Annotated in this window: 14 protein-coding genes; 5 read left to right on the top strand and 9 right to left on the bottom strand. The window is 41.3% G+C overall.

What is annotated here, in order from left to right:
* Window positions 1–523: 523 nt before the first annotated feature.
* Both IQO02_RS18725 and IQO02_RS18720 read left to right on the top strand, forming a co-directional pair.
* Complete coding sequence (locus IQO02_RS18725; protein ID WP_016769323.1) at window positions 524–1,096, top strand: hypothetical protein; 573 nt, start codon at window positions 524–526, stop codon at window positions 1,094–1,096.
* Window positions 1,097–1,605: 509 nt separating this feature from the next.
* Window positions 1,606–2,463: a LysR family transcriptional regulator gene (locus tag IQO02_RS18720; RefSeq protein WP_228006070.1), complete on the top strand. Its 858-nt coding sequence runs from the start codon at window positions 1,606–1,608 to the stop codon at window positions 2,461–2,463.
* Here the strand turns inward: IQO02_RS18720 and IQO02_RS18715 are convergent.
* Window positions 2,460–2,927 carry a hypothetical protein gene (locus IQO02_RS18715; RefSeq protein WP_016785461.1) on the bottom strand — a complete coding sequence of 156 codons (468 nt, stop codon included), beginning with the start codon at window positions 2,925–2,927 and terminating at the stop codon, window positions 2,460–2,462. The two genes, IQO02_RS18720 and IQO02_RS18715, sit on opposite strands and share 4 nt — an antisense overlap.
* Window positions 2,928–3,005: 78 nt before the next feature.
* Entirely contained in the window at window positions 3,006–4,754 is a 1,749-nt protein-coding gene (locus tag IQO02_RS18710; protein WP_016795436.1) for an alkyl sulfatase dimerization domain-containing protein, read from the bottom strand.
* Between the two features lie 485 nt (window positions 4,755–5,239).
* Here IQO02_RS18710 and IQO02_RS18705 point away from each other — a divergent pair, with 485 nt between their 5' ends.
* Window positions 5,240–5,722, top strand: a complete 483-nt coding sequence (locus IQO02_RS18705) for a MepB family protein (RefSeq protein ID WP_010432344.1) — start codon at window positions 5,240–5,242, stop codon at window positions 5,720–5,722.
* Window positions 5,723–6,006: 284 nt separating this feature from the next.
* On the opposite strand, the gene IQO02_RS18700 is transcribed toward IQO02_RS18705, so the two are convergent.
* The gene (locus IQO02_RS18700) at window positions 6,007–6,906 is read right to left on the bottom strand and encodes a LysR family transcriptional regulator (protein WP_010432342.1); all 900 of its coding nucleotides are present in this window, start codon (window positions 6,904–6,906) and stop codon (window positions 6,007–6,009) included.
* 326 nt (window positions 6,907–7,232) lie between these two features.
* On the opposite strand from IQO02_RS18700, the gene IQO02_RS18695 reads away from it, so the two are divergent.
* Window positions 7,233–7,985 carry a hypothetical protein gene (locus IQO02_RS18695; RefSeq protein WP_010432340.1) on the top strand — a complete coding sequence of 251 codons (753 nt, stop codon included), beginning with the start codon at window positions 7,233–7,235 and terminating at the stop codon, window positions 7,983–7,985.
* 706 nt (window positions 7,986–8,691) lie between these two features.
* On the opposite strand, the gene IQO02_RS18690 is transcribed toward IQO02_RS18695, so the two are convergent.
* The 5 genes from IQO02_RS18690 to IQO02_RS18670 form a co-directional block, all read right to left on the bottom strand.
* Entirely contained in the window at window positions 8,692–9,975 is a 1,284-nt protein-coding gene (locus tag IQO02_RS18690; RefSeq protein ID WP_010432338.1) for a serine hydrolase domain-containing protein, read from the bottom strand.
* A 254-nt stretch (window positions 9,976–10,229) separates the two neighbouring features.
* Complete coding sequence (locus IQO02_RS18685) at window positions 10,230–10,838, bottom strand: DUF3299 domain-containing protein (RefSeq protein ID WP_016767959.1); 609 nt, start codon at window positions 10,836–10,838, stop codon at window positions 10,230–10,232.
* A 94-nt stretch (window positions 10,839–10,932) separates the two neighbouring features.
* Window positions 10,933–12,453, bottom strand: a complete 1,521-nt coding sequence (locus IQO02_RS18680; RefSeq protein ID WP_016797820.1) for a M20 family peptidase — start codon at window positions 12,451–12,453, stop codon at window positions 10,933–10,935.
* Window positions 12,454–12,832: 379 nt separating this feature from the next.
* Window positions 12,833–13,708 carry an NAD(P)-dependent oxidoreductase gene (locus tag IQO02_RS18675; RefSeq protein WP_016797821.1) on the bottom strand — a complete coding sequence of 292 codons (876 nt, stop codon included), beginning with the start codon at window positions 13,706–13,708 and terminating at the stop codon, window positions 12,833–12,835.
* A 17-nt stretch (window positions 13,709–13,725) separates the two neighbouring features.
* Window positions 13,726–14,625, bottom strand: coding sequence for a LysR family transcriptional regulator (locus tag IQO02_RS18670; protein ID WP_010432331.1), 900 nt, complete (start codon window positions 14,623–14,625; stop codon window positions 13,726–13,728).
* 85 nt (window positions 14,626–14,710) lie between these two features.
* Between IQO02_RS18670 and IQO02_RS18665 the strand changes: the two genes are divergently transcribed.
* Window positions 14,711–14,989, top strand: coding sequence for a DUF2798 domain-containing protein (locus tag IQO02_RS18665; RefSeq protein ID WP_010432329.1), 279 nt, complete (start codon window positions 14,711–14,713; stop codon window positions 14,987–14,989).
* A gap of 242 nt (window positions 14,990–15,231) precedes the next feature.
* On the opposite strand, the gene IQO02_RS18660 is transcribed toward IQO02_RS18665, so the two are convergent.
* The gene (locus IQO02_RS18660) at window positions 15,232–15,948 is read right to left on the bottom strand and encodes a YebC/PmpR family DNA-binding transcriptional regulator (RefSeq protein WP_010432326.1); all 717 of its coding nucleotides are present in this window, start codon (window positions 15,946–15,948) and stop codon (window positions 15,232–15,234) included.
* Between the last annotated feature and the right edge of the window lie 58 nt (window positions 15,949–16,006).

The raw sequence follows: 16,006 nt of genomic DNA, 5'->3' as shown, positions 1-16,006 counted from the left end.
GAGCGAATGGTTGAGCTGGGGCGTGAGTGGAAAATTCAAAAAAGAAAGAGTAGCGAAAGAATAAAATGGATGGATCAAAACATAATCTGATATTGCCCATTTCAGGCCTTAATCAGAGCTAACTCATTTCTGCCCCGAAATGCGTTAGACCAAATAATCTACGAAATTAAGGGGCGTGCGTTTTCCCTACCAAATCTAATCAGATAAAAGAGGGGCAGACCATACATTTTGGGATGTGAGCAGGTTTAAAATCGTGCTCAGAATCCTCTGAAGTTATACGGAAACTTTCGGAAATTTCTGATGTTCACATCCTAGGCGCTAGGCAATACGGGCATTAGATTGAGCATGAGTATGATTAACGTTATGATTGGCCACGTATAATTACTGATAAGCCTCAGTTTACATGTGAGCGAATAGTACATAAAAAAGTTGTTAATAAGAAATCTAGGTGGATGAATGTTAGAAGTTTTGAACAAATAACTAAAAAGAGTATCGATCCAATACTTAGAAATGAGAGTAAATTATGAAAGTTTTAAAGTTAATTGGGATATTTTTGTGTATGCTTTTGATTTTTCCAACATCTGCATCTGAGAACAGCGACACCCTAAATATTACGCAAACCAAGTTATACGACAGCTTATCTTGTGAAAAAGTAGGGGAAACAGCTTCAATTTGCCTTATTTCTAGCCAATTTCACTCAAATCCGAAAGCGTATGTGTTCAAATTTCTAGCTAGTGGTGACTTTGATAAAAACAAGGTTGAAGAAATTACGGTTATGTATGCCACATTGATGTCTACATATTTGAACCCAATAACAGCTTCATTTTATGATGCGAAGCCCGCATTAATTGATATGGTGGATCAAAGTCAATTAAAAGCTGAGAATATTATCGTAGAAATAGAACTGAATAATAATGATCTTTATTATTCATCATACCTATACCCTATGTCGGTGAATGGAAAGGTGAGCTTAGTGCATAATTTTTTCGTAGGAAAAGTGGATGCTTATGAACACTTAAAAAGTGTCTGCCATGACATGAAAGAATTTTCAGAGAGCAAAATATATCTACAAAGGTGTACCTTTTATAAGGAATAAAGGCGAACCTCGGTATCCGCTCTAGCAATTTGGGACACTGAGTCACGTTATTTACCATACTTGAAGTTATTCCTATTTTATCAAATTAAGTAAAAGCTCTAAGTAATTCCTGTCCAAAAGTTTCTCAGGTAGAATTTTTACCTGTGGCACTTTGTAACTCGAAAGTGCCCCAAAGTGTGCCAAAATCAATTGAGCATATTCTAGGTTGGTTTGTCTCATGACTTAGTTTTACGAATACGTGTAGTACGGCTAATAAAAGGCGTTTTCTTTCTGAGCTACGCAGCTTGCGGGAAGTTATCAATGCTGTTTGAGGCCAAGAATCTTAAATATAAAACCGATTGCGAGTTCAAGGAAGCATTTATGAGGCACCTGCTGACCGCCAGCTATATCTGATATCAATGTAAGTTAGATAGCTAATTTGGTCATGGTCATGCTCATAAGGTTTTTCTAGATATAGATGTTTATTCGGGCTATGTTAGATGTATTCAATCCACTTTTATTGGCTGGTTATGGATTTAAAGCTTATTCATATATTTCTAATGGTGCATAAACACCAGTCTTTTACAGAAGCGGCAGAAGTATTGGGAGTCAGTCAGTCAGCTGTCAGTCAGTCCATCAAAAAGCTTGAGACATCACTTGAAAAAAAGTTGTTTGTTAAATCTGGTCGGACGATGAGTTGTACGCGAGCTGCAGATCAGTTGGCCGTAGAATGTAGTCGCGGAATGGATATTATTCACAATGCCATTTCAACAACACAACATTTTATTGCTTATTGTCCAGAAGACCTTATGCAAATAACTCGAGAGCTCCCCAAAACCACTTTCAAGCTACCGCCCACCCTACATGAAAAGCTACTAACAGATCTTCGCTTGCAGAAGGTTGACTTGGCAATCGATTTTACTAATCAACATGATCGTTCTTTTATTAGCGAGCCAGTCTGTACCGAAAAGTTTAAAGTCATTTGTAGAAAAGGACACCCAAGACTTTCGGGTCGCACCATTTCTAGAGACGAGTTTTCTGCAGAGTCCCATATCGGATACAAGAGAAAATTCAACGGATTGTCGATCTTTCAAAACCAAGTTGAGACCCAAGATGGTATAGATTTGGAAAGGGATGTCGTTATGGAGGTCTCTTCGTCACACTCTATTTGTATGATAGTTGCTCAAACTGATTATGTAGGGTTAGTTAGGGAATCTGTTACCAAACGCTGGGCAGACAAATTGGGACTACTGGTGATGAATCTCCCTTCTGGTGCTGAGTTAGAATTTCCTTTAAATATTCTTTACCATCAGAGATTTAAGCATCACTCTGATCATGCTGAAATGCGTGAGATGGTAAAATCTAAACTCATTGAGATATGTTCTTAGTGAATGTGCTGTAAGCCGGAAAACACCAGTCGAGCCTCCTTAGCCTCGTTAAAGTTAATTTTTCCTGACAAGATATTTGATAACGCGATTTGCGTAATAACTAGGTAGGTGAACTCTCCCTTTGGGTTTACTTCAATAGACATCTTGGTAGTGCCAGATGGATTGTAGTAGGACCACATACCCACGTCAGCAAGATAAATATACGTCTGGGAAATCCCCTGATTTTCTAGCTCTTGAGACAACAACTTTAGCCACCATGTAGCGCGTTGGAACCCCGCGCTTCCTTCTAGCTTTGCAATCGACTCCAGCTGTTGTTTCTGTTCTTGCTCTATTGCTCTCAAGACGGTCCAGTCCGAACCTGATGGAATATTGGTATTAAGATCCGATGGCTTTGCATGAAACAGACAAGCAAAAACAGAACTTGAAGTTAGTAATAAAATTCCAGCGAAGATGTGCTTAAACATGATTACCTCAACTAAAAATATGAGCAAATAGATAAAAAAGAGGGTAATGACTTACCCTCTGATAAAGAGTTAATTAGATTATTGCAGGTGAGTAAAACTACGTGGATACATAGTTACTGGCTTGTACTCATCAAAGTGGCTAAGAAGCTCTAGAGCCTTCCCAGAAGCAATATCAGAAGCAGCAATAGTGCCGTCGTAGTACTGACCAAGCTTTTCACCAGAGATCTTGATTACTTCAGCATCATCAGCAATGGTTGTAGAGAACTCAGCTACACGATTACGCATCTCAAGCTGCATCTCTTTACCATCGACGATAAAGCCAAGTTTTCCACTAATGTTCGCCGCTTTTGCTGGATTCAATCGCGTACGTAGATAATCTATTGCTGTTTCAGGATCGCTTGCTACCCAAGAAGCCGATGGTGAAGCCATTAAGCTGACATCAGAATCGCTTGTCTCAAGAGATTTAACTCCTGCCATGTAGAAATTACGAGCTATCAGGCCTTCTGATTCTTGACCTAACTTTCGCAAAGAATCAGCATGTGCTTGTCTAGCTACGTCGTTATCGGGCGCATTATAGTAAAGCATTGTTGATAGCTCTTTAGCCCAAATGGTTTCACCCTTTTGTATCGCGGTTTGCCAAGCTTCATAAACTTTATCTACGCCCCCGGATAGTTTGATTAGGCGGTGCGCCTTTTCTACTTTTTCCATGGTGTGAAGATCATCAGGGTGACCAGAGAAATTACCGTGGTTTCGCACTGGGAATGCAGCAAAGAATGTATCAAATTGACCATACATATTGTTCACATATGGGTGCTCGTTAAATGTCGTTGGCATCTCTACATGGTGATGGATCTGATTAGGAGCAACACCTAAGTTAGTTAGGCGAATAGATTGATCATAAACATAGCTTTGAGAATCAAGCACAGCATTAATGGTTTGCTGTATGTTCTCTTTACCAACTAAAGCTTTTGCTCCGCCGCCAACATTGAGTACGATTTCTGGCTCAAGATCACGGATGTCACGAAGACCACCTAACCAAGTGTGAGGCGCGCGATAAGCATCGCCCCGAAGTGTGTACATGTTATGGAAAGGCCAAACGACGTTATCAACAATCAACTCGTATTCTGGGATCCAGAAGGTCAAAGTATCTTTTGTGTCGGTATCATGAATAAATGCTTGGATCTCGAGACCTTCAATAGTTACGCTTTCACCATGACCAAGGATTTGAGTTGGTTCTAAGTAGCCGTTCTCAGCACCAAATTTGATGTTGCTTGGTACAATAGATGCGTCAGATCCAGACTTATCTGCGTGGTTTCCGTAATGTATAGAAGCGCGTGCAAGAAGGTGTGGAGCCATTTCTGGGATCTCAGTATTTGATTGACTATCACCAGTTCGTGCAGAAATTATCTTATGTAGATCAGGGTGAGCGTAGATTTCAGCGTTATCCCCATCAAGCAGGGTTTGCGTCCCTTTGGTGTAATGGTTATGGTCATAGAACACTGCGATGATAGGTTTATCACTGATGTTCGCACGAATATATTGACGATATTGAGCACCTTCATCCGCATCATCACCAGTACTGAAAACAATCAGCCCCTTATCCAGTTCTATAACCACTGGTGCATACGGCGCACCAGAGAGCAGATGCACGTTGCTCAATGGGCTTTCATGCTCAAGGCCATACCCCATACGAAGAACTGGCTGGACTTTCATTACTGAAGTAACGTTACCTACTTGGCCAGTTGGTAACTCAGCAACCTGAGCAGCTGCAGAAAAAGAGCTAAGCGATAAAGCGGTGATTGTTAGTGATACAAGAGTATTCTTCATTTTCTAACCTTTAAGTACGAATCGGTTGATTAGAAGAATAATCATCATTGAGGCTTATAACAATTAGGTGTGATTATCTTAATTATTAGAACGACTAATAATAAGGTTTGAATTAAATGAAAGGGATTTGAAGCCTTCTGAAGGGATTTGTGATTGTGTACGAAGAGAAGAGCGTGATAAAAGCGGCTGAACAGTTGTTTTTATTATGTGGTAAAGACTTTCGAATTGTTATTGATACTTCACATAATCCGTTAAATGCTAATTTAGCAAAACCACTGGCTTGTTTCTGTCCAGAACCTTCATTTGTGCTGATTCTTTTACTTGTGTGGCTTTCTTCATTAGATAACGGCTCATTAACGTGTACTATGTTGGATCGAATTTTTTGAAGGGGGAGCATTTTGTCTCAGTATAAGTATCTTAATCAGGTAAGTGTGTTTATACGTCATAACTTCATATCTAAAGGATGCGAGTTAACCAGTCCCGTCGTGTTAGATCGATATCCTCAAAATAGTAAGTATGAAGCTCTTGAGTTCTCAATAGATGGAAAAAAAATACTTTATAGAAAGGGAAATGTTACACCAGATAGACCAGGTAATTTTCTATCAATATGGAAGAGACCTGATGAAAATAGTACCGATCCGAGAAGAACGATGCCTTACGAAGAACATGATTTAGATTATCTTTTTGTTGAGGTTAGTGATTGCGACATATCGAAGAGAGGTATTTATATCTTCCCGTTAACTGTTTTGGTTAATAAGGGAGTTGTAACCTCAAACAAAGCTAAAGGGAAAATGGCTTTCAGAGTTTTTCCGCCGTGGACTTCAAGCCGTGGAGAGTTAAAATCTAAAGTTTTTTCCGATTCAGCAAAGAAAACTCAGAGGTGGCAGAGTAATTTCTTTTTATGGATTGAAGATAATGAGATTGTTGACTTAGACAAATTCAATAATATTTTCATTAATTTAAATTAGGTTTACTCAATCCTCTTAGACCAAACCTTTTTACTGGTGTGACGCGATTTTATTCATCATACTAGCTTTCCAAAACCCCGTTTTTTCCCCCATACAAAAAGTGATTGGTCAATTGCTAACTTAGGAAATTTACTGGCTCATTTATGTCCAGAACTTGGATAGTCCAATATTTAACTCTTGGCGCTTTATGACTCAAAGTGCCCTAAACGAGTTCATAATAGATAGCTCATCAAGCTCAATACTTCTATAGCCTGATGAACTCATCCCAATACAGTGTCCGTTTTTTAGTACGCTGATTTATTTATATAATAATCAGCGACCTTGATGATCGATTTTTTTACCTGAGCAATCTGTTTTGAATGTGGACACCAAAGGGATATGGGAACCATTATTTCTTGTTTGATCTCGTCACATTTTATCTCTACCAAATTCTCAGTCATATATTCAGATTCAATTATCGACTTTGGTAAAAGAGCCCAGCCAAAATCATCTTGGACAAGCTTAACAATGACCGCTAATTGATCAACATATTCATGTTTTGAAGAAACAACAACCTTCTCCGTCATTTTATCATCGACCATAGATTTGAGTACAAACTGGCGTAAAGATTTCATCTTTGAGAGCGTTTCGTTTGAGGGCTTAGCCGATAATTCACTTCCTGCATGAGCAAATGGAACAAAAGGCATATTCCCCAAAAAAGTAAAATCAATACTATTAATCACTTTGCTTTCGTATATATTCACAATCCCAAAATGAATGCTTCCGTCTTCGATCCCTGCTTTTATTTCTGGTTTCGTTCTGACCAAAAAATTAACGCGCATGGATGGGAAGTCTTCATAAAGCTGTCGACGAATTTTAGAAACAACGTGATGAGGTAAAAAGCTCGCATAGGCTATCGTCACCGACTCTAGCCCGCCAAATGAAAGACTTAATGCAAATCTATCAAGAGTTTTAGCCTGCTCTAGAATTTGCTTTGCGTAATGATAAAGGAGAACTGCATCTTCAGTGGGTTCAACACTGCGGCTCAACCTATCGAATAGAGTAATCGCTAACTGGTCTTCTAAACTCGTGATGACTTGTGCAACCGTTGTTCGGTGCTTATTTAATTTTATCGCAGCTTTACTAAAAGCCTGCTGTTCATATACCGCAACGAAAGTATTTAGTTGCTCAAGACTAAAATTCATATCATGCCCTGCGAGTCTTCATATTCGATAATAAATCTTACCACCAGAGTCTACATTAACCAATACAGCGTCTGTTTCTCTTATCAAATAACACATTTCTATCATCACGCTCTAATTTCAATTCAAAATATCTTCCCAAATACACTTTAAACAGGCGAATAGATATATTTTTCACCACGAGAAACCGAGCTCACCCCCTTTCCTGACGCTGCTTGGATGGCAGCGATGGTTCGAGCCCATCGCTAGAGAGTTAATGAGTCTAAAAACCTTATGTAAAGTTGCGTCATTGCTTCGGCAACTTAACTTAAATAACTCAGGAACGTACCATGAACACTCTAAAAATGACCGCTTTGTCTACTGCTTTACTTGCTACCATTTCTATTTCTGCATTTGCTGGCGATGATACTCAAAAAGTCGATCCATCCGATATGACTCGTGCCAGCTCTAATATGTATGTTGCAACCAATAACAAAGGTGACCTAAAACTATCAGGAGCACTATCATACGCTTATGACAACGGACAGATGTCTATGTTCACATTGGAAGGTTCGATGGATAATGAAGGTAAATATAAAGACAGCCGAGCTCAATATTTCCATGTGTTCAACATAAATAATGCTATTACACCTCGCGTAGCCGCATCATTAGATATCATTGATAATGCAAGCTTTACTACTGCTGCAGTAGGTGGTGTCGCTATTTTCAGAACTCCAATCGACTCTCTGACCTTTTTTGGCCGTGCAGCAGTAATGGGCGGTGAATATTCAGATAGCACAACAAATGCCTTTGGTGTTACAGACAATAGTATCGTAGGTGGTATGGCTGCTGCTTATGCAGTTTGGAAGCCAGGCGCCGATGGTACTTATTTTGCAGCCTACCCAGAATTTACGTACATGGATGGTGATATTGAAACGAGTACTGTTAAAACCACCCTACTGGCAGCAACTCCTTTTTCGGCAGACAAAACACGTTGGGGACAAGTCAAGGTTGAAAATACTTATGGAAGCATGGAATCAACCAATCAAAAACTAGACATTGACGACACCGTGGTTTGGTTCCAATACAAAGTATTCTTCTAAAACGATCAAAAACCATCATACGTTAAAAGGCGAATCGAGAGATTCGCCTTTTTTAAATTTTGTTTCTCTTACATCCTCTCACTTTTCTCTATTAAAATAGCCACGATTTACTATTCAGTTCGGCCTTACCTTGAACTGACTCTCTATCTCTATCTCTATCTCTATCAAGTACATCTACATCCCGTATTGATTCAACACTCAAAACCTTATTCCAGCGAGCGAATTCGATGCTTCTATTGATTGATATCTAACTGTTTACGTTTGCTAGTGCATACCTAAACCCATCAAGATAAGTGAATTCAAACGAAGCCTCTCTTAACTTACACTGCATCCTAACCCTACGTGTATTGCCAATGAGTATAGGGTAAGAGGAGCGAATGTATCGTCTGAATGCAATGAGTAACGGGAAGAAGCTCAAACAAGTCGTATCTATATGATGACGTAAACTTATTTAGGCTCTGACATCGGTGTTTAACCACGAGCCTAAAACGCATAACAGTGTTGCTACAGCGATAATGGATAGTGCTGTAGATAAATAACCTAAAGGTTTCGTGATGCTTAATCACCCGCTCGCAAGGAATCAATAACCAAACTCAGCAAACAAAAAACGCCAGTCAGGCGACTGGCGTTACAAAAAAGATAAAACTTATTCAATGTTCAAATCTATCAATGATTGGTCACATTAGGTGGTAATCACCGTGCATAATTAGCGGCTAAAATATTTCGCAATCTCACGAGCATAAGTTTCTTCTTGGTTTTTACCGTTACTGGTTGAAAAGAAAGATATAACTAAGTCTTTTTCTGGTGAAATATACACACCTTGACCGCCAACACCTGCCTTGAATAAGTCGCCATCCTCAAAGATTGCATCAAATTGATAACCATTCTTGATGTTTGTGTCGTTGTAGAAAGAGTTTTCCATCATCTTGCCAACATAACCACCACCGTAAGCTTCTGAGTTACCAGAGTCTTGAATTAACGTAATGACTTCTTTGCTAACTCCACCATTACCCAACTTTATGGCGGACGGAGTAAGTAACATGCCGAATTTAGTCATATCTTCAATTGTGGTATTCATTGAGAAAAACATTAAAGGGTATCCCCCTTGTGGAGAAACGACAGTATAAGCGTCATTATTAGCCCCCATCTTCTGCCACATATCACGGCTGACAATCTCATTCATGGGTAAGTTACGAACGTTCTCAATAAGCCGAGCTAGAACAAACGTATTAATTGAATTGTATTCGAATGTTTTTCCGCCCGGTGCTCTTCGCTTCATTTCAGCAAGTACTTCAAGTGGGCTTTGGTTGCCTTGACCTTCAAACACGCCAATGGAAACCGCCCATTTAAACCAAGGTTGTTCTGGGTTTATACGTGAGTCTGCCTCTGGCTCATCATGCTCTGTTGCGTTCAAGCCTGTCGCCATATTTGCAGTATCAGAAACGGATACCATGTCCCAGTCAGATCCCTTTAATTCAGGAATGTATTTAGAAATAGGGTCTCCTGGGTTAACTTGCCCCTCGTTGACCAATTTAGCCAGCTCGATACCTACTGTAATTTTCGAGTTTGAAAACCAATTATGCTTGTCTGTTTTTCGCATCGTGTTGTAACGCTCAAAGACAACCTCTCCGTTCTTAACAACAAGAAAAGCATCGACAGGATAGGAATTGAGATGTTCGTTTAGAGTCTTGCTTTCACCGTGTACAGTCGCTGATATTTCGCCAATATTTTGGTCAATTTGATATGGGAATTGATAGACAGGCCCATCACGTTCTATTTGAGCGGTAGGGTAGAAACGACTTAGGTTCTGCCAAGCAAACTTGGATTGCTCGATAGGAAACTGAAGTTTAACTCGATTGCCTTTTTTCAAAAAAAAGTCATGAGTGTTGTAAACATCTACATTTGTGGATGATTCATTAACGATCTCATTAGCACACGCTGAGCCTGCCGACAGAGCCGTTACTATGGATATAGCGATTAAGCTTTTCATATTGGTTTTCCTATTGGTATATAAGTTCTGTAGGGCGGACTGCATGCAAAAGCTGCGAGTCAGTCGCCTTTGTTAATACAGATACGGTATAAGGAAAACGGAATAACACCTCATCGCCTCCGATGGATTGCCCCCATCAAAGATCGAAGTGGGGAGCATGAAGATAAGTGAGTTAGACGGTACATAGTGAGCCGATTGAACCTAACGATTCCCCCGTTAGTCACCATTTTATATTCTAAATTCGTTGAACAGATTTAGTGGTAAAGCTCAATATCCGACGCATCAATGACGTATCCAGTTTGAATATCTTGATTGCCATCAGAAAGTGCAACCGACGTATCAACCGCCCCTGTTTTAATATTCCCTGTCACCCATACTGGTGTGTATAAACTTTGTAATTCATGGCCTTCTGGAAATTCGACTAAAATCGTTTGGTTTACAGGTGGGGGAGGTGTGTGAATGCAAGCCCCTGCGGTAGGCACCAATATAAACTGCTTTCCTATTAAACCTTCCATTTCGAGCGGTACTAAAAATCCGGCTAATTTCATATCGTTAATACTAAGGTCGGGAACAATATCGTTCGTTTGTTGTGTTCTTTGTACAAGCAGCTCACGTACGTTTAAGCCAAATTGTTCAGCCAATACCACACGTTGATTGTATCCATCTTTTTCCATTGGACTTAACTGACGAGTTTTTTGAACAGCCTCGTAGGCGTAAATCTCAGAAAGTAGCGCCTTATTCCCAGGAGAAAGAACCTGATACTGATTCTGCACAGGTCTTAATGACTCCCAAGATATCGTTTCAGCAGCTTGTGTGAACAAACTAAAACAGCAAGCCATAACCATTAATAATGTATTTTTCATGTCAATATTTTCTTATTAGAACAAGGGCTAATGAAAAAATGGCTAAGAAAATCTTAGCCATCGTCTCGTTTTATATGAGTCAATAATATTTAAATTACAAACTTTCGAGGTTATCCATTAGTTGGTAGAAGAACCCAATAGAGCGACCGTATTCTTCAACTAAGATACGTTCGTTCACGCCGTGGAAGCCTTCGAATTCTTTTACGCTTTCTAATTGTATCGCCGTCATTGTATATACATCAGGGGCAAAATCTCGCGCTTGGAAGTGTTTAGAGTCTGAACCACCAATAACAAAGAACGGTGAAACAATCAGATCATTACCCCAAGTTTGGCGAATCGTTTTCTCTAACATGGCATAACCTGGACCACTAGGATCCGCAACATTGGTTGCAGGCGTTGATGCTGAGATATCACGAATGGTCATTCTTTCATCGCCGATCGCTTTCTTCACATGTTCGATAATCACCTCAGGAGTGTCACCCGGCATCGGTCTAAAGTTTACAACTGCGGTAGCTGCTGGCGGTAATACGTTGTCTTTAATACCAGCATTAAACATAGTAACCGCCGTTGTAGTATGAAGCATGGCGCGAGTAACCTCATTTTTAGACATCACATCAATAAATTTTTTCTCTAAGTCCGTCACCGTGTCGTTTTCGCCATAGGCCACGGCTTTGTACAGTGGTTGCTGCGCTTCTGGGAGTTCCGGCCCCATGTATCGATATTGGTATCTCACCGCATCATGAATTTTGTAAGGGAATTGCGCTGCTTCAACTTTCTCAACTGCTTTTGCTAACGCGACAATATTCGATTCTTCTCCCGGTTGTGATGAGTGACCACCAACACCATTGATAGCAATCTCTAGACTAACGAACCCTTTTTGAGCAATGCCGATTAATGCCGTGTTTTCACGGATGCCAGGAAATATACCTGGGACAAGAGGAGCAGATTCATCCATAACAAACGCAATTTTCTCATAACGTTGCTCAATGATATCAGCCGCGTGCTTGGCACCTTCTGGCCCACCCACTTCTTCGTCGTGGCCGAATACAAACAAAATGGTACGTTCAGGCTGGAAACCTTCTTTTAGCTTCATCTCAGTAGCTTCTAACAGCGCCTGAAGTTGGTTTTTGTCATCTAATGAGCCACGACCCCAGATATAACCGTCCTTAATCGCGCCTGAAAACGGCTCTTCTTTCCACTCATCACGAGACTCTTCTGCAATTGGTACTACATCTTGGTGCGCCATAAAAATAGCGGGAGCAAGTGATGGATCTTTACCTTTCCACGTGTAAATCAAGCTGAAAGGGCGCGGGTCACCGACTTCTTCTCGCTTGAGTGTTTTGTGCACTAATGGGTACGATTCTTCAAGAAATTGGTGATAGTCACGAAAAGCCTGCTCGTCAAAATCACTGCGATCTTGGTTAGAGATAGTTTGAAACTGAACCGCTTGCGATAAGCGTTGCGCAGCACCTTCTATATCAACTTGAATATCCACTTTTTCGACGCCTTGCATTTGCATCGAACTAAAATCTTGCTCATCAGCCCATACTGAAACACTAGCGGTCAATGCCAAAGCAGAAGCGATACTGGTAAAGAGTTTTGATGGTTTTGTCATGATTTGAAGCCTTAATTAGGTAGAGAGTAAATCTGTGTTTTGGTTTATGCGGTAATTATTAACGAACAATACAGGCCAAACCAATCTCTAGCGATGGACTCCATCCATCAGAAGGCGTCGGGAACAATTTTTAGGGGGATGAGTAAAATTAGACATGACTTTGTAGGGGGAAAAGTTTTTACATTCTCGGAAATGCTCCGAGCTCACCTTAAGATATGAGATTTGTGACAAGGTTTTGTTCGATGGTGAGTTTCAGAACCAACGCTTTCACTGCATTCCTAAGTTCACACAAACAAAAATAGCCGCTAATCAGCGGCTATTTTTAATTATCTAAACGAAGCTTTACTGCTTATTCGCTGGGACAATTTCTTTGTTTCTTCTACTTCTTCGTCTCTTCAACGACAGCTTTCATCAATACTGACGTATCCATGCGGCCTTGTCCTTCAGCAGACAATGCCTTGTATGCGTTGTTGGTCTTTTCCGTCAATGGCAATTGGATACCTTGACGCTCTGCTTCATCTAGGCAGAAACCTAAGTCTTTGATCATCCAGTCAATTGCGAAACCGAAATCGAATTTGTCTTGCGCCATTGTGGTCGCGCGGTTTTCCATCTGCCATGAGCCAGCTGCGCCGTTTTTAAGGCAATCGACCAGAGTTGGGATATCCAAACCTGATTTCTCTGCAAGTACCAAGCCCTCAGATAGGCCGTTCAATACACCTGCAATGCAAATCTGATTGACCATTTTCGCGCGTTGGCCTTGGCCGACTTTGCCCATTAGAACTGACGACTTACCGTAAGCTTCAAATACAGGTTGAAGGTCGTTGAATAGCTCTTGTTCTCCACCACACATGATGGTTAATACGCCGTTTTCTGCGCCCGCTTGGCCACCAGACACTGGTGCATCCATAAAGCGAACACCCGCTTTCTTCGCTGCCACTTCAAGCTCTTCAGACAGAACCGCAGACGTTGTGGTGTGATCAACAAGAATCGCGTTTGGCTTCATTGCGGCCAGAGCGCCTGTTTCACTGGTCGTCATGCTGCGCACGTCGTCGTCGTTGCCGACACAAACCAATACTACGTCAGCTTCGGCTACACATTCAGCCACGCTCTCAGCAGCTTTACCTTGGTGTTTATCAGCCCAGTCTAATGCTTTGCTGTGAGTGCGGTTAAATACCGTCACTTCAAAACCGGCTTTGACTAGGTGGCCTGCCATTGGGAACCCCATTACGCCTAGCCCGATAAAACTTACTTTCATTTCTTACTCCTTTTTATTTAACTCAGCTCATCGTGATGGAATGACTGAACGCTCTCAATCAACGTGTCGATAAGCAAAGTCAAAGCCTTCGGCTGATATTTTCTTTCTTTGTACACTAAATACGCTTGGCGATCACCCCGATGATACTCAGGCAGCACTTGAATCAGATTCATTTTTGGAGAAACATGGCGAAAAGGCAGTGAGGCGATACCCAACCCCTTTTGCGCTGCGGCCGCAACGGCATAAATATCATTAACGATGAACTTGGGTTTAATCGTCACCATCTGCTCTAAGCGATCGGATTTGTAGAGCGGTATATCAAACACATCATCGACATTAATCCACTCTTGATGCTCGAGATCGTCTGGATTTTTAATCTCTTCACGAGAATCTAAATATTCTTGGCTCGCAAAAAAGCCATGCTTGGCCTTAAACAGTGGTCGAGCAATCATGCCGTCCATGTCGGAAATTTTAAACGTGATCAACAAGTCACGATCGGTTTCAGGCACTACTTGCTGCTGACTCAAAATGAGATTGAGCTGCACGTTCGGATACTGAGTGAGGTATTGCTCAACCGTTGGCCGAAGAAAACCACTATAGAAGTTATGAGGCACCGCGAGCTTTATCTTGCCTTGAATCGCATCGCGCTCTTCAAGCAGGCTACTAAACCCTTGATGCAAAGATTCCATACCACTGCTCAGCGCTGCAAAGGCCGCCTCACCGTCTTTGGTGGCCACCAGCTCTCGTCCTTTCTTTTCCAGAAGGCGGATGCTCAAGCGCTCTTCCAAGGCGGTTAACCGACGCGACATGGTCGACACAGGCAATTGCAGACGTTTCGATGCTGAAAGCAAAGACCCCTCTTCAACCACTGCGCAGAATAAGAACAGATCATCAATGTTTCCAAATATGGAATTCATACTTCTATATGTGCCTATTTTTCTCATTAATGGATATATGTAACCTTATCTCATCAACAACAGAAAATCACGGGAGAAACATACCATGAACAATAAACAATTTTGGGTCACCGCCCTTTTGTCTTCCCTGACCATGGCAACGATTATGTCTGGAGTTATCTCAGGTTATAAAATGGGATTCAGCCACGAATGGCCGTCGATTTGGCTGCAAAGCTTCTTTATTGCTTGGCCTTGCGCATTCACGCTCAACCTAACCGTACTGCCATTGATTCGAAAATTCGCAGCATGGATTTGCAAGCCAAAAGCTAAAACGATGCCGACCCCATTACCTGAAACTTCAACTTCACCGGAAATGATGAACTAAATGGGTTACTCAACTAGGTCGATCATGTCGCCAATATGGAACGATGATCAAGGGAAATTCGTCCGGTAGTTTCGAACAAATACGGGAAATGAAAACAACGATCAATCTCGGCCTGCAAGCAAAAACAAAGAAAACAGCCAACATCCAGAGTCACACTTTTAAGTTCTTCTATCTCTGAATAAACGGCATAAAAAAACCGAGCACTAGGCTCGGTTTTTTAATAACTGTTGTTACTGTAAAGATTACAGCTCAGCGTTGTGGTAAACCTGCTGAACGTCATCACAGTCGTCAAGCATGTCTAAGAACTTCTGGAACTTCTCAGAATCTTCTTCAGCAACTGGCGTAGTCGTTTGAGGAACGAAAGTGATTTCCTCAACGTCTAGAGTTAGCTCTGGGAACGCAGTGTTTAGTGCAGTCTTCGTTTTGAAGAACTCTGTCGTTGGAGCGAATACAGTGATAACACCGTCTTCTAGCTCAACGTCAGTCACGTCTACGTCTTCCATCATTAGCGTTTCTAGAATGATCTCGTCATCTTCGCCTTTAAACTGGAATACAGCTTGGTGAGCGAACATGTGAGAAACCGTACCTTCAACACCGATTTTCGCGCCAGTCTTAACGAAACATTGGCGAACGTCTTGGAAAGTACGGTTGCCATTGTCTGTTAGACAGTCAACGATTACGCTTGTGCCACCTGGGCCAAAACCTTCGTAACGAGCTGGTTGGAAGTCTTCACCGCCGCCGCCGTTAGCTTTGTCGATCGCTTTTTCGATAACGTGAGCTGGTACTTGGTCTTTTTTCGCTTTAGCAATCAGGTGCTTAAGAGGTAGGTTCATGTCTGGGTCAGAGCTACCGTTCTTAGCCAGTACGTAAATCTCTTTACCGTATTTAGAATAAACTTTAATTTTTGCGCCTGCAGTTTTCGCCATTGAGGCCTTGCGCACTTCAAAACTTCTTCCCATCGGGATCTTCTCTCTGATTCAGTTAACGGAGCAAATTCTAGCAAATTACTGTGTCATT

Source organism: Vibrio sp. OPT24, assembly GCF_015163545.1.
In the GTDB taxonomy this organism is placed as follows: Bacteria; Pseudomonadota; Gammaproteobacteria; order Enterobacterales; family Vibrionaceae; genus Vibrio; species Vibrio cyclitrophicus.
The sequence above is the reverse complement of the archived record's forward strand: the minus strand, read 5'-3'. Positions and strand labels throughout refer to the sequence as shown.